Consider the following 21517-nt stretch of genomic DNA (forward strand, 5'->3'; position numbering starts at 1 on the left):
GATCATGCAACACAAGTGGGAAGCACTTTCACAAGAACAACAGGCTGAAGTAGAAAGGCAGTTAGCCGTATACAAAAAGGGAGTGCATGAAATCATTCCAGAAACAGAATTAAGGAACAAACTCGTCAAGTCAATTGCAACGGGAGTACCATTGAAAATCAAGCTGGGTCTAGACCCAACCGCTCCCGATGTTCATCTGGGTCATACAGTTGTTCTGAACAAATTAAGGTTGTTCCAAGAAAACGGCCATATCATACAGCTCATTATTGGGGATTTCACCGGTAAAATCGGTGATCCAACCGGCAAGTCTGTTGCAAGGAAGCAGCTGACTGATGAAGAGGTGAAGAGAAATGTCCAAACATACTTTGAGCAATTTGGGAAAGTCCTGGACAAAGAGAAGGTGGAGCTTCATTACAATTCAAAATGGCTGTCATTGTTGAATCTTGAAGATGTGATTCACTTGTCCTCAAAGATAACGGTTGCTCGATTAATTGAAAGAAACGATTTTTCGAATCGGTTGTCAACAGGGAAGCCAGTTTCGCTTCATGAGTTTTTCTACCCGTTAATGCAAGGATACGATTCCGTCGCATTAGAAAGTGATGTGGAACTTGGCGGGACGGATCAGCAGTTTAATGTGTTGATGGGGCGGCATCTTCAAGAGCATTATCACCAGGAAAAACAAGTTGTCATATTACTTCCTTTACTTGAAGGCCTTGACGGTGTAGATAAAATGTCAAAATCAAAACATAATTACATTGGAATTGATGAAGAGCCTAACCAAATGTTTGGGAAGACGATGTCGATTCCGGATGAATTGATCATCAAATACTTCAACCTGATAACGGACATATCTCTAGATGAGAAATCGAAAATAGAGAAGGAATTAATCGAAGGGACACTCCACCCTAGAGATGCCAAAATACATTTAGGAAAAACCATCGTGTCTATGTACCACGGAGAAGAAGCAGCCGGGCAAGCCGTGAACAATTTTAAGGAAGTATTCCAAAAAGGCGCCCTGCCTGATGACATCCCAGAGATACAGTGGACGGGTGAAAGGAGAGTGCCCATAATCAACTTACTTGTTGAGCTGAATATGCAAGGTTCAAAGAGTGAAGCGCGGCGGATGATTCAAAATGGAGGAATCAGGATCAATTCAGATAAAGTTCTGGATATGCAATTAGAAGTAGAGATTGAAGATGGACTGATTGTGCAGGTAGGGAAGAGGAAATATAAAAAGCTGCGAATAATGTAAGTCCGTAAGAAAGTCGTCTAATCAGTATGAATAGATGGCTTTCATATTTTTTATTATAAAACAAATATTTTTGATTTATCAGTTGACTTAATGGAAGATCTTGCATATAGTAAGATTATATCAAATAAATTTGATTTAATAGGAGCAGATGGCATGAATAAACAAATTCCATTAAAAGATATTTCACTGGATTCAACCTTCAGTAAATACGAAAAAAAATTCAAGGCACTTGCAGATCAAAAAAGGTTATTTATCCTGCATCAAATTACAGAAATGGGAGAAGTGTGCGTATGTGACTTATCGGATAAATTAGATTTACCCCAATCTAAACTTTCCTACCATCTAAAGATTTTAATGGACGCTGAGTTGATCTTGAAAGAAACACGTGGCACGTGGAGTTACTATACATTAAATCACACTGAATTGAATCACTTGCTATCAGAACAACTTTGCTGCTTGTTTAGGAAGGAATAAGATGCTCAATCTCTTTATGGTTTATTAATCAATAAAAGTGGATGAAAGCTAAGGCAGATGTTTTGAGAAAGAGCTTGTTTAAATTCGATTTATTAATCAAAAAAAGTTGATATATAATTTTGAATAATTAATCAAAAAAAATTGATTAAACAAAATGGAGGTAGTCAAAATGACTATATTGAAAGATTTCATCAGTATTGCACTTGAACTAACTGTGCTTTTTGTCGGGATTTCCTTTGTTATTCATTTACTGCAAGGACTCATTCCCTATAAAAGAATGGAGGAGCTGATGGATAGAAGTCATCCTCTGTTGAGTGCTCTGATTGCTGTTGGTTTTGCGTTCGTCACACCATTTTGCTCCTGTTCAACCATCCCTATAGTCGTAAATCTATTGCGAAACAAAGTCCGCTTTTCCATTGTAATGATTTTCCTTTTTGCCTCACCTGTACTGGATTTAACGATTTTGTCCTTGATGACGTACTTACTGGGATGGAAAGTCGCAATTGCATATACGATTATAACCACATCTTTTTCTATTATCATCGGATTTGCGTTGAGTGCATTTGGTTTTGAAAGACAACTAAAAAATGTGATGGTAGAAAATTTTTCAGCTCCTGAGAATGGTATCGACATTAAGAAAGCGATAAGAGAAACACTTACACTTATGAAAAATGTCTATCCATTTCTTATTATCGGGGCAGGGATTGGTTCGGTTATTCATGGTTCTGTTCCAACACAATGGATTACAACTTATTTAGGAGGCGAAAATTGGTGGCTGGTGCCGATAGCTGCGATTATCGGAATTCCTTTATACATCCGACTATCTACAATGATTCCGATCTCTCAAATCCTTATTGCTAAAGGTATGGCACTGGGACCAGTAATGGCCCTAATGATTGCATCAGCAGGAGCAAGCCTTCCGGAAGTGACTTTACTCCATAGCATCTTTAAGAAGAGACTTGTGTTCGCATTTATTGGCTCTGTCCTCATCATGTCTACTATATCGGGATTCTTATTTTACTTTATATAAGGGAGGTGAAAAAAATGAAATGGTTAAAGAGTTTGATGGGTCAAAAAGAACAAAAGGATTGCTGCAAAGTGAAGTTGGTTGAAGTAAAAGATGAAAATGTGAAAAAAGAATGTTGTCAAAAATGAAAAATGAAGCCCTCGTTTTCTAACGCAGGGCTTCATCTTCTTTTATTGGGATGGTAGTAAAGAGGGTACTTTCAAATCAATGAGTAGGCGTTTCGGTTAAATGAAAGCCAATATACTTCAACGCAGATTCTAAATTGCGTATCTTGACAATAGGCAGTTTTAAAAAAACACTAATTTAAGTTATAATTTTCCATATAATGAAATCCGACGAAAGGAAATGAAAGTACTTCAATCCAGATCTGTTGCCTAATGAGCAATTAATAAGAGATAAAGAGGAGAAACTAAATGTGTACAATCACAATTGAAAGAGCACGAATAGAAGATGCAGATATCCTTACTGATATAAAAAGGAAAGTGTTTGATGCTGAAAAAGATAAATGGCTTTCATATGCAGAGAATGTCGTCGATTACAATATACAACCACCAGGTTACGACTCCATCGAGATGGGGAAGTATATGATCCTAGAATTGAATTATTTCAAAATCCTTTATCAAGAAGAGCTTGTTGGAGGTGTGATTATCACGTTAGAGGGAAAGCGCCATGGAAGAGTCGACCGTATCTTTGTTGATCCGGATTACCAGGGAAAAGGAATTGGTTCATCTGCCATAGGATTAATAGAAAAGGAGTTTCCACAGGTGAAATCGTGGGAACTTGAGACATCCAGTCGGCAGCTGAATAATCATGCCTTTTACGAGAAGATGGGGTACACGAAAATCTTTGAATCAGAAGATGAATTCTGCTATGAAAAAAGGGTACAACTGGATGCTACAGAAGAGGCTGGGACGAGGGAGATTCTCATTCAAGGTGATACCTTGGGACAAGTTGACCTTTCTCGGCTGCAAGTCGAACAGAGCGACATGAAGGAGACGGATTTTTATGGGATCGCCGGGGCTCATACCACATTTAGCAACAGTAACCTAATGGGAGCTCAATTCAGTAATTGCAATCTAAGTGAGTCCCGCTTTCAAAATATTAATTTCAAAAAATCCCTGTTTGCTGATTTGAATCTTTCACATAGTGAATTCGCCCATGTGACTTTCGGCGGCGTTTATGTTCATGACACGACTCTTGAAGATAAGGAAGAGCCTGTAAGATTTGAGCGTTGCGATCTTAAAGGGAGTCCGTTTAAAAGTTGTAATCTGAATGATGTTGAATTAATAGATTGTGAGACGGAGGGAATGAGGATCAATAATATTTTGGTGAAGGATCTTTTGGATGCGTATGAAGTAGTACATAAGAAGAGGTAAAGTGAAAATCTCCAGACACCCGATTTAGGCGGAAGTCATAAGATACTTAATGACAGACGAAAGGAGAGGTGTCATTAAGTATGAATCCTTATCAATTTTATCGTCAATTCAAACCTTTTCATTTAGATGGTTACTCGCGGGTTCAGGAGGATCAATCACTGATAAAAGATATACAAAAGGCAATTAACGGAGAATATAGTGCGATCGCTTGTTATAAAAAACTTGCCAAATTGGCCCCAACCGAAGAAGAGAAAAATCGCATTCGAGAAATTCGAAAAGATGAAATGCGCCATTTCAAAGCTTTCAGTGATATCTATACGAATATAACAGGAGTCCCGCCCACTCCACAATTGCAAGAAGGTTGTCCTGATTCATACAAAAGAGGTATTGAATTCGCCATAAAAGACGAGCAAGAAACGGTTGATTTCTATTTAGAGATTGCTGATGGAGCCCAGGATGCCTATATAAAGGAATCATTCCGTCGGGCTGCTGCAGATGAACAAAATCATGCCGTTTGGTTTTTGTATTTCTTTATCAAGAACCAAGGAAGCTGGAGACAGGAGAGGCAAATGGATTACGGCGCAAAAGGAGCACTTCAGGCAACTTCACTCACAGTCCCTCAAATGCTCGTTTATACCATGCAGGATGAATACCTGGCTCAGACCAGATACGATCGAATCATACAGAATTTCGGTAATGTTCGAACCTTCTTAAGAATAAAAGAAGCCGAGCTGCGACATATTACAGCTTTGCAAACCCTTTTCCAGCGCTATGGTGTGCCATTGCCTGAAGATAATTCTCAAGCCTATACCTCAACTCCTGATTCGATTAAGAGTGCATACGCAGCAGGAGTTCAGGGCGAAATTGATAATATTGCTATGTATAATAAATTTCTGACTTACAATCTTCCTCAAGATGTAAGATTTGTTTTTACACAATTGAGAGATGCTTCACAGAATCATTTAGCTGCTTTTGAGAGAGGGTTAGCCAGATGAAGTGACCAGGATCCTCATTTCGACATCTTGATTCCAGTATTGAAAAAAAATGAAAAAAAAGAGATAGATGAGCCTGTCATCTATCTCTTTTTTCCGTTACTTAAATATCCCGAATGGCTTTCCTACAGGAAGTGTTTCTCTCCCAAAGTGGGTGTTCAACACACTTGCAGCAGAGCCGTAGAAGCTGAATAATGCAATAAACAACTCGGAAATGGCTGCTAATTTATGCATGGCTTCAGGTGCAATCCCTAGTGTGGACAGGGAAAGGCCGATAAATAAGAAATCAATCAGGACAAATATAATGAATAAGACCTTATGTGTTTCCATGGCGCCAACGGTCATAAAAATACTGAAAATCAGGTAACCGATATACGCAATCCCCAGTTGGTGTGGATCTACTGCAGCCGCCGCTGCTTCCCCAAACACACCGAATGAAATTAACCAGGATGTTCCGACTCCAAGCCAAAATAAGCCGAATGCTCCAAAAGCAGTGGATCCGAACGTATTATTATGTTTTGCATCTCCAAAAGATGCAATCAGCTGTGCAATTCCACCAAGGAAAATCGCCCATGGTAATACAAATGAAACCCCATCCGTCCATCCAAGTTTCGCTGAAGATGCGACAAGGGTAACCATAGCTAATCCGAAAAGTCCAAGAGCAGATGGATCCGCTGTGGCTATTTGAACTCTTTGAGTATTTTGTGTTTGATTCATGATGATACCTCCTATTGAACATACTTGACTAATTTACATAAAAAAGTCTTCATATGCAATAGAAAATATTATGTAAGCATAACTTTCATAAAAAAGGCGGTATTTTTGAGGTGGTTTAGGTATAAAAGTGAGGTTAGCTGATAAAATTTTCTCATACACTAATACAGCTCACAAAAACCTCATCAAAAGAGTCGATTTCAACCAGAGTACGACTCATCCAATGAAAATTCATCAAAAACTTCCTCACTAATGAAAAAACTCCCGGATTATCCGCAAAAAGATAATCCGGGAGTTCTTCCTTCTGAACGTACAACCAATTCACAACAAAAAAATGCATGAATTGAGTCTATCCTACATACATATCAACAGGGGACAAATATTTTACTCGAGCGATCCTCTAGAAGGGGGTGAGGGTGGTGGAGAACTACTTTATTTTCATGCTGATATTTCAAGCAGGAAGTTTCATCATTTCGTTGTTGAATCATATTGAAAAGTAGAGGGCTCCTTAAAGATTTTTCCGGACTATGACTGGCCTCATAGTTCGGCTTTTTTTCTGTCGGATCGCTTCCCTTTTAGTCTATGTAGATCTTCTCACGAATATACGTTTCTATTAATATAGTAATCGATGACGTACAGTTTCTAAATTTGCCTTTTGTTGTTATCATGGGATTATTGAAGAAATGCAATTAGGGAACTTTCTCTTACATACAAACATTTCCAGGAAGGAACCAGACACGTGAAGGTCATACATCAAAAATTGATAAAAGAACGATGCGGTACTGTTTCTTTCAAAAGGGGAGAGGCCTATTACCGTTCCAATAAAGTGAAGATGGACGAATTCAGTTCAAATTATTGTGAAGCGACCGTTATGGGGGAGGAAGATTTCCACGTAACCGTTACAGGGGGAGCTAATGGAGAACTCCACGCAAAGTGCAGCTGTCCCAAACTGGCATCGTTTGATAAAGATTGTCAACATATCGCAGCTGTCCTGCTCGCCATTCAATATGAGCAGCGTCGGGGAAACAGCCAAGAAGGGGGAGTAACAGAAGAATTTTTCACCTTGTTTCAGGATGAATCCATACGATCCACTGGTCACCAGAGGCATTTTGAAAATAGACAAGTACTGCAATGTGAAATACTGATTAAGCCTGTTACCTTAAAAACTGGTGGAGCTATAATCGGGATTGAATTAACGATACACTCTGTCAAGATTCAACAGGTTAGAGGGTTTCTACAGAGCATCAAAGAAGGAGTTCCCTTCCAACTTTCAGGATCATTCATTTTCAATCAACAACTTCATTGCTTTGAAACCGATACCGGTCCCGTGATGCAACAGCTTAGTAATTTGGCCCAGGAAGAGACAATATACTCTTCAACTGAAGTGAACACTAATGAACAATTGCTCATCCCACCCTCAGCATGGGAGCGGCTTTTACCGTTTCTTATAAAGGCGCCAAGGGTTAAAGTAGAGCAAAGCCAGCACACCGTAGAGGGGATCAAGCTATTGAAGACACCGCTTCCATTGAAGTTCGAATTTGGCCAAAATGAGAATGGAAGCTACATTTTACACATAACCGGGTTAAAAAATATGATCGTCCTTGATGAATATCAAGCCGTTTTTCATGAAGGAACAATGACCCGACTGGACACCAGGGATTGCAAACGGCTTTCTGAATTAAAGCGGCTTATCAGCAAATCAGGAACAGACTCGATACCCATTTCTCAAACCAAGATAGGCTTTTTTCTTGAGAAAGTAGCGATTGGTTTAAAGAAATTGGGGAAGGTCACAATCTCGGACGGAATTTCCAAAAGATTGGAAAAATCGCCGCTTGTGGCTAAGCTGTATCTTGATCGAGTGAAGAATCGCTTGCTCGCGGGTCTTGAATTTCATTACGAAAATGTAGTGATTCATCCATTGGAAAATCGCGAACCACCCTTGGGATCCTTACTAATTAGAGAGGTGGAGAAAGAAGATACCATCCTTGAATTAATGGAAGAGTTCTCTTTTGGAAAAACAGAAGGCGGTTATTTTTTACACAATGAGGATTTAGAATATGAATTTTTAACGTACGGAGTGACGAAGATTCAGAATCTTGTCCAGATCTACGCGACTACGGCAGTTAGAAACCGTGTCTTTAAGGGTAATAATGGTCCGAAGATTCGGGTCAAGGTGAAGAAAGAACGAATGAACTGGCTGGAATTCAAGTTTGAAATGGATGGGATCCCTGACCGACAGATCATGGAGATCCTGGAGGCATTAGATGAAAAACGTAAATATTACCGGATGCGAAACGGATCGCTTCTGTCACTGGAATCCACTGAATTCCAAGACATTCAGCGATTTCTTCATACGTCACAAGCGGAGAAAAATGATTTAATCAAAGGACTCGAGCTGCCATTACATCAAAGCCTTCAACTCCTGGACTCAGTTGATGTGAGCCACACGTTCAAATTAGGGGAATCGTATAAAGAGTTCCTGAGACGTATCATGAATCCCGGCAGTATGGATTTTGCCGTACCACCAACCTTGAACACACTGTTGAGAGAATATCAAAAAGACGGCTATCAATGGATGAAAACCCTGGCCTTTTATGGTCTTGGCGGGATCTTAGCCGACGATATGGGGTTAGGAAAAACCATTCAAAGCATTTCTTTTATTGTTTCTATGTTAGATGAGATTAGGATGCAGAAACTTCCGGCTCTGATTGTTTGTCCTTCGTCCCTCACCTACAACTGGCAAAGTGAATTTACGAAGTTTGCTCCTGAAATACAAGCAGTGATACTGGATGGAAATAAAGCAGAACGAATGAAGAAGCAGAATGGATTAAAGGATGTCGATGTAATTATCATTTCCTATCCGTTACTTCGAAGTGATATCAAATGGTACGAGCAACAGAAATTTCACACGGTGTTTTATGATGAGGCTCAGGCGTTTAAAAATCCAATAACGCAAACAGCAAGAAGCGTAAAGAAGATCGAAGCCAATCACCGTTTTGCACTAACGGGAACACCTGTTGAGAACTCACTCGAAGAGCTGTGGTCAATCTTTCACGTAATATTTCCGGGGTTATTTCGAGGGCTTAAAGATTACAGTCGTCTTACAAAAAAAGAAATCGCCAAAAGAATTCGCCCGTTTGTCCTGCGCAGAATGAAGGAAGATGTTTTATCAGAACTTCCGGAAAAACAGGAGATCATGGAATCTGTGGAACTGCTGCCACCTCAAAAAGAATTGTACGCTGCTTATTTAGCCAAGCTGCGTCACGATACACTTAAGCACTTGGACAAAAATACCTTGAGGAAAAACAGAATCAAAATTCTGGCTGGTTTAACCAGACTTCGACAAATATGCTGTCATCCAGGTTTATTTGTAGAGGGGTACCAGGGAACTTCAGCAAAATTCATTCAGCTCATGGAGATATTAGAAGAATCAAGGCTTTCAGGCAGGAGGGTGTTGATTTTTTCACAGTTTACCAAAATGCTTGAGTTCATCGGAAGAGAGCTTTCGGCAAAGGGACAGACCTTCTTTTACCTTAATGGTTCAACGCCTTCTGAAGAGCGGGTAGGCATGTGCAACAGATTTAATGAAGGCGAACGCGACCTGTTTCTTATTTCATTGAAAGCGGGAGGTACGGGACTCAACTTAACAAGCGCTGATACCGTCATCCTCTATGATACATGGTGGAATCCTGCTGTCGAAGAACAAGCAGCGGATCGAGCCCACCGCATGGGGCAAAAAAATGAGGTACAAGTCATCAAGCTCATCGCCCGCGGAACCATTGAAGAAAAAATGAATGAGCTACAAGAAAAAAAGAGACACCTCATTCAAGAGGTGATCGACCCTGAAGATAAAATCGTTTCTTCCATGACGGAAGATGAGCTTAGAGAAATATTATCGTTTTAGTCAATATAAAGGTGGAGCTTCTATATAAATGAAGCTTCACCTTTTATTGATATATTCCTCCTGAATTTTAGAAAGAACGCTCACATCAAACGAATAAAAATTTTATAAATAAGCATGATAAATGGGAAAGAATAGAAAGTTTCATGCGAAGAAGAGAATCTTTTTTTTTCAAAATGCATGTGATCTATTAGTTGAAATGAATGTGGGAACTATTGATAAAAATTTGTACATAAAGTCAGGTGTAATTCATGCGAAGACGTTCAAAAACAAATAAAGAAGAAGAGACAGATCCGACCTCCACACCTAAAGATAATAACAAGGGTACATCACAAGTGAATCAATTACATCCAAGCTTAGGAGGAAACCTAGAGTCCATATCACAAGCAATAGGAAATAGTGATGATGTTGTTATCAGAAAAATTAAATTGGGAAAGGAAGGATACATAGAGGCAGGGATCATTTATACAGATGGAATCGTTGACACAAAATCAATCAATGATTTTATCTTAGAATCTCTCATGATTGATTTTGATTTTGAAGACAATAGTGATTCCGAAAGAGATTTATTGGATTGTTTGAGAGATTCTGTTGTTGCTGTTGGGAATATTCAAGAATGTAAAGATTTTGAGACATTGTATTCCACTCTCTTTTCTGGACACGTCATCGTTTTAATAAATGGATTCACCAGAGGACTCACTATTGATTTATGTGGAGGAAAGGACAGGGAAGTAGCAGAAGCCACTCAGGAATCTGTTGTCAGAGGGCCGAGAGAAGCGTTTACAGAGTCGATACGGACGAATACAGCTTTGATAAGACGGAAAATCAATGATTCAAACCTTTGGGTAGAGTCTAGAAGGATTGGGAGAGTCACCAAAACGCAGGTTTCTGTTATGTATATTAAAGGAATCGTCAATGACAAAGTGCTGGAAGAGGTAAGAAAGCGTCTCGGTCGAATAGAGATTGATGGGATATTGGAAAGCGGTTATATTGAGGAGCTGATTGAAGATAAAACATTCTCTCCATTTCCTACAATCTACAACACAGAACGCCCCGACGTGGTTGCCGCTTGCCTTTTGGAAGGACGTGTAGCTATTTTGGTAAATGGTACTCCATTTGTTCTAGTGGTCCCTTCATTATTCACCCAGTTTTTCCAAGCTGCTGAAGACTATTATCAAAGGTGGGATTTTAGTACCCTCATACGCTTCCTTCGTTTAATTTGCTTTTTTATTGCTTTATTAGCCCCGTCCATTTTTATTGCTGTCACTACGTATCATCATGAGATGATACCGACCCCACTTCTTATTAGTCTGGCATCTCAGCGTGAAGGTGTACCATTTCCTGCTTTTGTCGAAGCACTGATGATGGAAGTGACGTTTGAAATATTACGGGAAGGCGGTATAAGGATGCCGAGAGCAATCGGTCAAGCCGTCTCCATTGTTGGCACATTGGTCATTGGAACAGCAGCGGTAGAAGCCGGAATTGTGTCTGCTGCCATGGTCATTGTTGTATCCATTACAGCGATCGCGAGTTTCGTGGTACCGTCTAACAATATGGGTATTTCCATTAGAATGATTCGCTTTATATTTATGGGATTGGCTGCGTCATTTGGTATATTCGGGATTACCGCTGCGTTTATTGCAATGATACTCCATTTATGCAGTTTACGTTCGTTCGGCATTCCTTATATGAGTCCTTTTGGGCCGTTCAATGTTGAAGATCAAAAGGATTCCCTATTCAGATTCCCACACTGGGGATTGATCTCACGCCCACATTTAATGAATCACCAGAATGTGAATCGTGAAGATAGTCCATCCCCGACCCCACCTGATAATCAATAATAGATGTATGGAGGTTGTTAGATGCTTAGAAAAACAATAACTCTCCTCTATATTTTTCTTTTGATTCTTTGTACTGCAGGTTGTTGGAACCGGGTTGAATTAAATGAACTGGCCATAAGTGTAGGTCAAGGAATCGATAAAGAGGATGGTAAATACAAGGTATCAACCCAAATTGTTATTCCGAGTGAAGTTGCATTAAAAGCGGGTGCGAGTTCTGGGATACCCGTAACCCTTTATACAGGGACTGAAGAAACCGTATTTGAAGCAATGCGGGAAATAACGACCGTCAGTCCAAGGAAGATTTATCATTCTCATCTCAGAATTCTTGTCATTGGGGAAGAATTGGCCAAAGAAGGAATAGGAAAAGTGTTGGATTTTTATGCAAGGGATCATGAATATCGGACAGATTTCTTTATTGTAATTGCCAAGGAATCGACTGCTGAGAATATATTATCAATGTTAACTACAATTGAGAAAATACCGGCAAACAACATGCTTTCCTCTCTGGAAACTTCAGAGAAGACATGGGCCCCGACAACCTCCGTAACCTTACATGAGCTTATCCGGAGCCTGGTGACTGAAGGAAAGAGTCCTGTACTAACAGGTATTGAAATTAAAGGTGAACCTTCTATTGGAGATAACGTCCAGAACATAGAACAGATTAACCCTGCAGCCTATTTGAAATATACCGGCATAGCGGTATTCAAGAGAGACAGAATGTTGGGATGGTTAAACCAGGAGCAGAGTAGAGGGTATAACGTCATCATGGATAATGTGAAAAACACGGTGGCTAATGTCCAGTGTCCAAGCAAAGGGGAAATGAATTTTGAAGTTATACAGTCAAAAACGAAAGTAAAAGGAACAGTGGAAAACGGAACTCCAAAAATTGAAGTTTCTATCGAGGCCGAAGGAAATATAGGGGAAGTGAAATGCGCCATTGATTTAACAAAACCAAAAACCATTTATGAATTAGAGAAGCAAACAGAAGATAGTTTTGTGAAGCTCACTCAAGAAACCATAAAAACAGTTCAGGAAGATTTCGCAGTCGATATTTTCGGATTTGGAGATGTCATCCATCGTTCAGACCCTGAGTCATGGAAGAAGCTAAAAAAGGATTGGAATGAAAAACACTTCACTGATCTTGACGTGAATGTGAAAGCTGATATTAAAATTCGCCGTTTAGGTAAGATAGGAAACTCGTTTTTACCTGAAATGAAGGAGTGACCATAATGTGGGCAACGCTGGGAATTGTTATTGTAGCTATCCTCATTATTATGGCTGAAGTACCTTCCCTTATAAAAAATAAAGCTAAAAGAGAGCTATGGGTATTTTCTGTTCTTTTCGTTATAGGAGTTGGATTAAGCATAGCGAGAGGTTTAAATGTAAGTATCCCAAATCCCTTGGACGTACTCATCATCGTATATAAACCTCTCATTGATTTGCTCACGTCGTTGTTACATTCATAGTAAATGAGGTGAATTCTTTTGGATAACAAGAAAATAGATCTTCCTCAATTTACTATACTTGTAATACTCATTACCATAGGAGATTCTATTCTGGTATTACCGGCAATACCGGCTGCTATAGCCAAACAGGACGCCTGGTTATCAGCGATTCTCGGATTATTAATTGGTTTATTTGTCGTCTATTTATTGGGAACGGTAGGGAAACTATATCCTCATTTAACCTTAGTGGAATATAACGAAAAAATCCTTGGAAAGTGGCCAGGAATTTTTGTTTCGATTCTATTTATTTTTTATCCGCTGCTATCAGTTGCAGCACATGTAAGGGAAATCGGGGATTTTACAACAACACATATCATGACTAATACACCTGTGATAATGGTTAACCTGTTATTTGTAGTCATCATCGTCATGGGGGCACGATTAGGTATCGAAGTTATTGCGAGATCAGGAGAAATATTTTTCTTTTTTTTTACGATCCTATTTGTAGTATTTGTTATCGCACTTGTTCCCTTAATTGATTTGAAGAATGTGCAGCCTATTCTTGAGGGTGGGATACAACCCGTCATTGACGGTGCCTTTACAGTGGTGGCCTTTCCTTTTATGGAATTAGTAGTATTTTTAATGGTTTTACCCTATGTAAATCATCAAAAAAAAATCAGAAAAAGCTTCCTCATAGGTTCTTTATGTGGGGGGCTTGTATTAGTCATTATCATTTCTTTTACGATTCTAATATTGGGGTACGATCTTACACAAAGGTCTTTTTATCCTACATTTGCTTTAGCCAAAGTGATCAGGATTGGTGATTTCCTGGAAAGGATAGAAGTGATATTAGCGGTGATGTGGATTTTAACGACTTATTATAAGATTACGTTCTATTTTTATATTTTGAACGTAGCATTAGCCCAAATAGTAAGAATAAAGGAATACAAGGTACTCCTCTATCCAATGGGTATGATTATCACTGTACTTTCAATCGTCATTTCTCCAAATGCAGCCTATTTTAATGATACGATTTCAAAATACTGGCCATTTTATGACAGTACATTTAGCGTATTTTTACCTTTGCTTTTATTGATTGTAGCTTTCATAAGAAAAAAACATGAAAGATAGGCTATAACCAATAGTTGTAATTTTTTTACTGAGTGGGTGTAAGGGAGGGCTACCTCATAACAACATACAAAATAAATTCAACCCAGTTGTTTGTATTGATTTTCTTGTTTGAATTAGGCAGTTCAATTATCGTGGGATTAGGATTTGACGCAAACCAGGATGCATGGTTAGTGATTCTATTAGCGATGATAGGCGGAATCATTCTTTTTCTTTTGTATCAATCCCTTTTTAAACAGTATCCCAACCTGCTATTAACGGAATATGTGGAAAAGATAGTAGGGAAATACCCTGGGAAAATCATTGCTTTTATGTATATTCTTTATTTTTTCTATATTGCAGGAAGGGTATTGCGAGATTTCGGAGACCTTCTCATTACCACTACACTTAGTCAAACACCATTAATGGTCATAAATTTACTCATGGTACTATTGGTGGTTTACTCCTACTACTTAGGGATCGAAGTTATTGCGAGAACTGGCAATATATTTTTCATTATCCTAACGATCCTCGCTTCATTGTTTTTTATATTCGTATTTATCGATCGCCTTCCGCAAATGGAGCATCTTCAGCCTGTACTTGAAAAAGGTTGGCTTCCTGTTTTAAAAACAGCATTCCCCTTAACCTTAACATTCCCTTTCGGTGAACTTATCGTGTTTACGATGATTTTCCCATTCTTAAATAGAAAGGAAAAGTTATTGAAGACAGGGCTTTTTGCAGTGATATTTAGTGGTACCGTACTCATTGTAACCATGGGTGTCATTTTAAGTATACTCGGGCCCACTATAGGGAAAAATACAGAATTCCCCCTTATGGAGGCAATAGAAAAAGTAAATATTGCCGAAATAATTCAACGTTTAGATCCCATCGCACTGGGGATATTCATTATAGGTGTCTATTTTAAAATCACCCTCTTCTTTTTTGCGGGAATGTATGGGTTTGAGAGATTGTTTCGTATCAAGAAGCAGAAATTCTTTTTATTACTGACGGGTACAGCACTTCTAGCAAGCTCGGTTTTTATGGCTGAAGGATTTACACAACATTTACAGGTAGGTCTCAAAGTTGTTCCGTTATATGTACATATGCCATTTCAGGTGTATATTCCAATATTATTATTTCTGATTATGGTAGTGAAAAGATTATTCAAAAAAAGGAGTCGTTCCCTGTAGAAGGTCAATTTAAAAGGCTCTTTTCGTAAAGTTTGTTGCTATTGTAGACACGAAAGTAATAGTTGATTTCCGCTACAGGATGCTCGCTTTCTGCGGGGCTGGCGGTGAGCCTCCTCGGCTGCGCCTCCGGGGTCTCACCTGTCCAGCTATTCCCGCAGGAGTCGACCATCCTGCAGCGAGAATCAACTTTCTGAGCATGAATCCTTAATCGAAAACAATTTAAACAAGCTTTTTAGCAAACAATCTCTTTTAAGGTAAGTAGAGATTCATTGTCTTAATGAAGCAGAATTATTTTTTCTAGTTATTTTGTTTTCTGGTACACCTTGAAGCTCTGTCACAAAGATCCTATTAAAGATGGTGAGGGGAACTGCGCAGACTCCTGCGGTAGTATGGGCGTGCCGAGACCCCGTTCGGCTAAGCTGAGGAGGCTCGGCCGAACGCTAGCTGCAAGCGGAGCAGTTCCCCTCACCATCCAGCACACACTAATCGACAGAGCCTTGCAGAACTTATGTTAAAAACAATAATCTTTACGAAAAGAGCGATTTAAAAACATGAAAATGTGGAAAAAGATGAAAAAGCTTAGAAATTATGAGCTTTTTTCTTTTTTACGTTCCTGGTTAGGAATATCTTCTAATTGAAATAGAGAACAAGGGAAAAGCACGCAAAAAGGGGTAAACTATTATGCGAAAATAACATTGACCACGCTGGTCAAAAAAGCTATAATATAATTGACCGATGTGGTCAAACACTTGTCCCCTAAAAGGAGGAAGAGAGAATATTGTTTAAGACGTTGAACATAGATTCTGAGAAAGAAGAAAGGATCATTAATGCAGCAACTCAAGTTTTTGCGAAGAATGGTTACCAAAACGCCTCAACAAACGCGATCGTGAAGGAAGCAAAGATTTCAAAGGGAATTTTATTTCATTATTTTAATAGCAAAAAGGATTTGTATGTTGCACTGTATGAACATCTATCCGACTTATTCACTGAGAAGATTTATGAGCGTATTGATTGGAAAGAGCGCGATATTTTCGTTACGATTCGTGCAGTAACGTTGATAAAGTTTGAGCTTTTTGCCATTTATCCGCATCTCATAAATTTTCTTACTAGTGCATTTCTCGAGGAAGCACCTGAAGTGAAAGATGATATCGAGCAGATTAAAGTCAAAATGGTGGAGAACAGCTTTGCAAAATTATTCTCCAATATGGATACATCGAAATTCAAAGAAGGAGTCGATGTGAAAAAGTCGATTCAAATTATTTATTGGACCTTTGAAGGAATAGCCAATCAACAACAACAAAAGGCTAAGACACTTTCTGTAGAAGAAATTAATAGAGAAGAAGTGCTGGCTGAAATCGATTCCTACATCGAATTATTGAAGGTGTCATTCTATAAATAAGAAATAGGAAAAGGGAGGATGAGATCGATGAATGTGATTGAAATTAATGAATTAACGAAAACGTACGGAAAGTCCAGAGGGATCACAGACATCAGTTTCCAGGTGGAAGAAGGGGAAATCTTTGGCTTTATCGGGCCAAACGGCGCAGGGAAATCAACGACGATTCGAACCCTCCTTTCGCTGATTCATCCGACGAGCGGCAGTGCGAAAATATTCGGTAAGGATTGTATTGAGTCCGCTCCAGAGATTGCAAAGGAAGTAGGATATCTGCCATCTGAAGTGTTTTATTACGACAACATGAAGGTGATGGATCTACTTAAGTATTCTGCCAGTTTCTACAAGAAAGACTGCACGAAGAGGATTAAAGAATTGGCTGAAGTGCTGAACTTAGATTTAACAAAGAAGATTGATGATCTCTCACTTGGAAACAAAAAGAAAGTGGGAATCATTCAAGGGTTGCTTCATGAACCGAAGCTCATTATCCTGGATGAACCAACTTCAGGTTTGGACCCTTTAATGCAACAAAAATTTTTCGAACTGCTTCAAGCTGAAAATAGGAAGGGAGCCACGATTCTATTTTCTTCTCATATATTGAGTGAAGTTCAGCGACTATGTGATCGAGTAGCGATCATTAAAGAAGGAAAAATCGTTCAAGTTGAAAAGATCAGTACGTTAAAAGAAAACAACCATAAAAAATTTAAACTTGAAATGAAAAGTGATGTAGATCAATCATACTTCGAGCTTGAAGGTGTGAGTAACCTTGAAGTGAATCAAAATCATGTAAGCTTCCTGTTCAGGGGGAATATCAACACAGTGATGAAGAAGATTGCCGATATCCAAATTGCGAATCTTTGGATCGAGGAGCCGGATTTAGAAGAAATCTTCATGCACTATTACGAAAAGGAGGCTTGATCCTCTATGAATATCTTTTTATATGAATTAAAGGCTTATCGTAAGTCCACGTTTATTTGGACCGGTGCACTCATTGTGTTAGTGATCCTGTTTATGTCAATGTTTCCTTCTATATCTAATGAAATTAATGAATTTAAGAAGCTCCTGGAAGGATTCCCAGAGGGAGTAAGAAAAGCGTTAGGTATTCAGGTGGACAGTATAGGCTCTCTAAATGGTTATTATTCGTATATTTTTTTATACATCACACTATGCGGTGCGATTCAAGCCATGAATCTGGGAATCTCAATTAGCTCGAAGGAAATTCGTGAAAAGACAGCTGATTTTCTATTGACCAAACCAGTTACCCGTACGAAGATCCTTTCTTCTAAAATACTCGCAGCTTTAACATCGCTGCTTTTTACAAATATCGTGTATGTGATTGCAGCAATCACTGTGGCGAATGTCGTGAAAGTGGAGAATTTCAGTCTGTATGTATTCTTGCTGATTTCGTTAACTCTCTTTTTCAATCAATTGATTATGTTTGCCGTTGGAATCATCACTGCTGTTATATTTCCTAAGGTGAAATCGGTAATCAGCTTATCACTCGGTGTCGTGTTTGCCTTTTTTCTAATAGGTATGGTTGCAGCTGCTGAGGAGGCTACTCGTTATTTATCTCCATTCAAGTACTTTGACTATAGTTATATCATGAACCATGAGGGATATGAATGGTCATTCCTGATCTTAGGGATGTTCTTGATTGTCCTTTCACTGATCGGAAGCTTCGTTATTTACAACAAAAAAGATATTCATACGGTGTAAGGGGGAGGGGAACAAGATGAACGTATATATAAGAGAAATGAAGGCTCACCGTAAATCCCTTATCATTTGGTGTATAGGGATGATTGCCTTGATCGGTTCGGGTATGGGGAAGTTTGCAGGATTCTCTTCTTCAGGTCAATCCATGAATGAGCTAATGGCTCAAATGCCAAAATCACTTCAAGCATTTCTAGGCGTAGGTAGTCTCGATATGTCGACTGCCAGTGGATTTTATGGAGTGCTCTTTCTGTATATAGGGTTGCTCACAACGATTCATGCAACAATGATTGGTGCAACAATCATTTCAAAAGAAGAAAGGGATAAAACCGTAGAGTTTCTGTTCGTAAAACCAATGCCCAGGAAGAAAATCATAGGGATTAAATTGTTGGCAGCTCTTACGCAAGTTGGGATTCTGTCGATCATCACATGGTCAGCTTCTTTACTAATAGTAGGAAGATATAGTGAAGGAGAATCCATTATCAGCGATATCGGAATCACCATGTTTGGAATGGTAATTTTACAAGTATTATTTTTAGTAATCGGAACAGCGATTGCAGCTTCGACCAAAAAGCCTGGAAAAGCCGCTACATTAGCAGCGGCCGTTTTATTAGTCACCTTTATCCTTTCCTTTGCCATCGACCTGAGCGAAAAAATCGAAGGCTTGAAATACCTTACCCCATTCAAATACTTTGAAGCGAAGAATGTGATGGATGCCGGTTTGGAATTGATATTTGTTGGGATTTCAGTTGTTTTGATAGGGGTTCTGGCTGTATCCACGTTTGTTCTATATGACAAGCGGGATTTGCATGTATAGAAGTAAGTAATCTAGTGATGCACGATATAGTTACGAGGATAAAAGGAGCTTCTTCACGATAAAGAAGCTCCTAAATGTATAGTTTACAATTTTGCTTTTAGTTCTTCGATTTGTTCCAAATGCCTCTTTTCATGGTACCCAATAAACGGTACCCATTCATCTAATCGGATAAGTCCGAAAATAGGATGAGGATACGCTTTTTTCTGTAATTCTCCTTTGCTTGTTGTATAAAGAAAGGTGAGAAGGTCTTTACGGGAAGCATTCAGTTTGTCCTTCACTTCTTGAAATGTAAGACTTTCTTCAGTAGGAACAACAAATGGAGGTGCATCTACTTTTGTCGATCGGTCCACCGTATAGTGGATCGGCTTCGATGGCACTTCCTGCTCTTCACCTTTAGCTAACGTTGATTGAATCGCTTTCGTCAAGGATCTCTCCATTAGATACAGATGATCCAGCACTTGCATGATGGTCCATCGACCTTCTTCCAATCTTTTGTTCATATCATCATTGGTTAAATCGCTCACACTATTCAATAGGTCAGAGCGGATGTCCTCAATCATGTTAATCTCTTTATCCATACAAGTTCCTCCTCATGGGTAGTTTCATCATCCATTTTACTTTTTAGAAAGATGGACGTACAGTAATAGCTCTCTTAAAAAAAAGCTCAGGAATCTGAGCTTTTCAGGTAATATGGTAGTTTAATTTTAACTTTCACTTCCAGTCTCTTCTCCCTCTCCATCAAAATCAGGGGCAATAGCTTTCCGGATGAATAAGGAAATAAGGAAGGCGACGGCAGCTAAGGCAAGAGCAAACCAATAAGCATGATGTACACCATAGGTCATGGCATTATTTAAGAGTCCTTCTGTCACCTCACCTGATTGATCTTCAATATACCCTGCCTGACTTTGTGTCATGATGCTGACAAAGATTGAAACACCCAGAGCCCCTGCGACTGGCTGCAGGGTGTTTGCGATGGCGGTTCCATGCGGATATAAATGCTTTGGCAGTTCATTTAAACCATTCGTTTGTGCAGGCATCATGATGGCTGAAATGGATAACATCAGAACCATATAGAAAAGAACGAATAACCAGATCGGTGTAGATGGATTAATCGTGCTGAAGAAAATCATTACCCCCACTAAGGTTAAGGTTCCTGGAATGATCAGTTTTCTTGGGCCGTATTTATCGAATAACGATCCCATCGTTGGAGACATCAGACCATTTAAGAGTGCCCCGGGAAGTAATAATAATCCGGCTGCTTTTGCAGAATATCCGAGAGGTCCTTGTAAGTACATCGGCATGACAATTTCAGATGCAAACATAGCCATGATGACGATGACGAAAATCGAAACTCCTCTCGCATAGCTTTTATATCGGAAAACACGAACATCGAGAAGTGGTTCATCAAGCTTTAATTGACGAAGGACAAATAGGACCAGGCTAATAACCGAGATTGAAATGATCAAGATGATTTTCATAGATGTAAACCCGGCTGCTTCCTCTCCTGCTGAACTAAATCCATAAACGATTCCTCCAATACCGATAGAAGAAAGGATAATGGACAAGATATCCACACTGGGACGAGTGATTTCGCCGACATTTTGTAAATATTTTAGAGCGAATAGAATAGCGAAAACGGCGAAGGGAATGACCGTAATGAATAACCATCTCCACCCTAACAAGTCGACAATTACACCAGAGAGAGTCGGTCCGATCGCTGGTGCAAACATAATGACCAGTCCGAACGTACCCATGATTTTACCGCGGACTTCCGGTCGGTAAATTAACAATAAGGCATTCATGATGACAGGGATGAGTAAACCGGTCCCAACAGCCTGAATCATCCGGCCCGCAAGTAACATAGGAAAATTCATGGCACATGCAGCAATCACCGTGCCGAGAAGAAACACACTCATCACACCGATAAACATTTGACGAGTCGTGAACCATTGGATAAGCAGGGCGGAGATAGGCATCAGCACACCCATGACGAGCATGAATCCTGTTGCTAACCACTGAACCGTGGGAGCATCGACGTTAAATACAGCCATTAATTCGGTTAGGGCGATATTTAACAACGTTTCATTTAATATGGCAAAAAAAGCACCGATCATAAAAGTAATGAGGATCGCTTTTGTATTGATTTGTGATGACATGTTGTTCCTCCATTAAAGATTAAAATAAAATACTTATCTATAATGCTTGATTTTGAATCATTTCTCAAGGGAATTGTTCCGTAAATCACGAAAAAGAGGGGTGTCACATGGACACCCCTCCA

At 39.3% G+C, this 21517-nt stretch carries 18 protein-coding genes; 15 read left to right on the forward strand and 3 right to left on the reverse strand.

Annotation, left to right across the window (positions count from 1 at the left end; genetic code table 11):
* Window positions 1-4: 4 nt before the first annotated feature.
* The 5 genes from tyrS (at window position 5) to DET59_RS00790 (ending at window position 5124) form a co-directional block, all read left to right on the forward strand.
* The gene (gene tyrS, locus DET59_RS00770) at window positions 5-1252 is read left to right on the forward strand and encodes a tyrosine--tRNA ligase (RefSeq protein WP_113967696.1); all 1248 of its coding nucleotides are present in this window, start codon (window positions 5-7) and stop codon (window positions 1250-1252) included.
* A gap of 153 nt (window positions 1253-1405) precedes the next feature.
* Window positions 1406-1726 (forward strand): ArsR/SmtB family transcription factor, encoded by a 321-nt coding sequence (locus tag DET59_RS00775; RefSeq protein WP_113967697.1) that lies wholly within the window; start codon window positions 1406-1408, stop codon window positions 1724-1726.
* Window positions 1727-1895: 169 nt separating this feature from the next.
* Window positions 1896-2756 (forward strand): permease, encoded by an 861-nt coding sequence (locus tag DET59_RS00780; protein WP_113967698.1) that lies wholly within the window; start codon window positions 1896-1898, stop codon window positions 2754-2756.
* Between the two features lie 410 nt (window positions 2757-3166).
* Window positions 3167-4129, forward strand: coding sequence for a GNAT family N-acetyltransferase (locus DET59_RS00785; RefSeq protein ID WP_113967699.1), 963 nt, complete (start codon window positions 3167-3169; stop codon window positions 4127-4129).
* Between the two features lie 80 nt (window positions 4130-4209).
* A complete protein-coding gene (locus DET59_RS00790; RefSeq protein ID WP_113967700.1) occupies window positions 4210-5124 on the forward strand; it encodes a ferritin family protein in 915 nt (304 codons plus the stop codon).
* Window positions 5125-5220: 96 nt separating this feature from the next.
* On the opposite strand, the gene DET59_RS00795 is transcribed toward DET59_RS00790, so the two are convergent.
* Window positions 5221-5838: an acetate uptake transporter gene (locus tag DET59_RS00795; protein ID WP_397540905.1), complete on the reverse strand. Its 618-nt coding sequence runs from the start codon at window positions 5836-5838 to the stop codon at window positions 5221-5223.
* 736 nt (window positions 5839-6574) lie between these two features.
* Here DET59_RS00795 and DET59_RS00805 point away from each other — a divergent pair.
* The 10 genes from DET59_RS00805 to DET59_RS00850 all read left to right on the forward strand — a co-directional run bounded on the left by DET59_RS00805 (window position 6575) and on the right by DET59_RS00850 (window position 19239).
* Window positions 6575-9739, forward strand: a complete 3165-nt coding sequence (locus DET59_RS00805; RefSeq protein ID WP_113967703.1) for a DEAD/DEAH box helicase — start codon at window positions 6575-6577, stop codon at window positions 9737-9739.
* A 248-nt stretch (window positions 9740-9987) separates the two neighbouring features.
* Window positions 9988-11577 (forward strand): spore germination protein, encoded by a 1590-nt coding sequence (locus tag DET59_RS00810; RefSeq protein ID WP_113967704.1) that lies wholly within the window; start codon window positions 9988-9990, stop codon window positions 11575-11577.
* Between the two features lie 21 nt (window positions 11578-11598).
* Complete coding sequence (locus DET59_RS00815) at window positions 11599-12801, forward strand: Ger(x)C family spore germination protein (protein WP_113967705.1); 1203 nt, start codon at window positions 11599-11601, stop codon at window positions 12799-12801.
* Window positions 12802-12806: 5 nt separating this feature from the next.
* Window positions 12807-13043 (forward strand): hypothetical protein, encoded by a 237-nt coding sequence (locus DET59_RS00820; RefSeq protein WP_113967706.1) that lies wholly within the window; start codon window positions 12807-12809, stop codon window positions 13041-13043.
* 18 nt (window positions 13044-13061) lie between these two features.
* Complete coding sequence (locus tag DET59_RS00825) at window positions 13062-14153, forward strand: GerAB/ArcD/ProY family transporter (RefSeq protein ID WP_258549520.1); 1092 nt, start codon at window positions 13062-13064, stop codon at window positions 14151-14153.
* Between the two features lie 32 nt (window positions 14154-14185).
* Entirely contained in the window at window positions 14186-15319 is a 1134-nt protein-coding gene (locus DET59_RS00830; protein WP_113967708.1) for a GerAB/ArcD/ProY family transporter, read from the forward strand.
* A gap of 778 nt (window positions 15320-16097) precedes the next feature.
* The gene (locus DET59_RS00835; RefSeq protein ID WP_258549521.1) at window positions 16098-16718 is read left to right on the forward strand and encodes a TetR/AcrR family transcriptional regulator; all 621 of its coding nucleotides are present in this window, start codon (window positions 16098-16100) and stop codon (window positions 16716-16718) included.
* A gap of 27 nt (window positions 16719-16745) precedes the next feature.
* Entirely contained in the window at window positions 16746-17630 is an 885-nt protein-coding gene (locus DET59_RS00840; RefSeq protein WP_113967710.1) for an ABC transporter ATP-binding protein, read from the forward strand.
* 6 nt (window positions 17631-17636) lie between these two features.
* Window positions 17637-18428 (forward strand): ABC transporter permease subunit, encoded by a 792-nt coding sequence (locus DET59_RS00845; RefSeq protein WP_113967711.1) that lies wholly within the window; start codon window positions 17637-17639, stop codon window positions 18426-18428.
* 16 nt (window positions 18429-18444) lie between these two features.
* The gene (locus tag DET59_RS00850) at window positions 18445-19239 is read left to right on the forward strand and encodes an ABC transporter permease subunit (protein ID WP_113967712.1); all 795 of its coding nucleotides are present in this window, start codon (window positions 18445-18447) and stop codon (window positions 19237-19239) included.
* An 83-nt stretch (window positions 19240-19322) separates the two neighbouring features.
* Here the strand turns inward: DET59_RS00850 and DET59_RS00855 are convergent, their stop codons facing one another.
* Both DET59_RS00855 and DET59_RS00860 read right to left on the reverse strand, forming a co-directional pair.
* Window positions 19323-19817, reverse strand: a complete 495-nt coding sequence (locus DET59_RS00855; protein ID WP_113967713.1) for a DinB family protein — start codon at window positions 19815-19817, stop codon at window positions 19323-19325.
* 126 nt (window positions 19818-19943) lie between these two features.
* Window positions 19944-21395 (reverse strand): MDR family MFS transporter, encoded by a 1452-nt coding sequence (locus DET59_RS00860; protein WP_113967714.1) that lies wholly within the window; start codon window positions 21393-21395, stop codon window positions 19944-19946.
* Window positions 21396-21517 lie beyond the last annotated feature (122 nt).

Origin of the sequence: Rossellomorea aquimaris (genome assembly GCF_003315075.1) — a bacterium.
In the GTDB taxonomy this organism is placed as follows: Bacteria; Bacillota; Bacilli; order Bacillales; family Bacillaceae_B; genus Rossellomorea; species Rossellomorea aquimaris_C.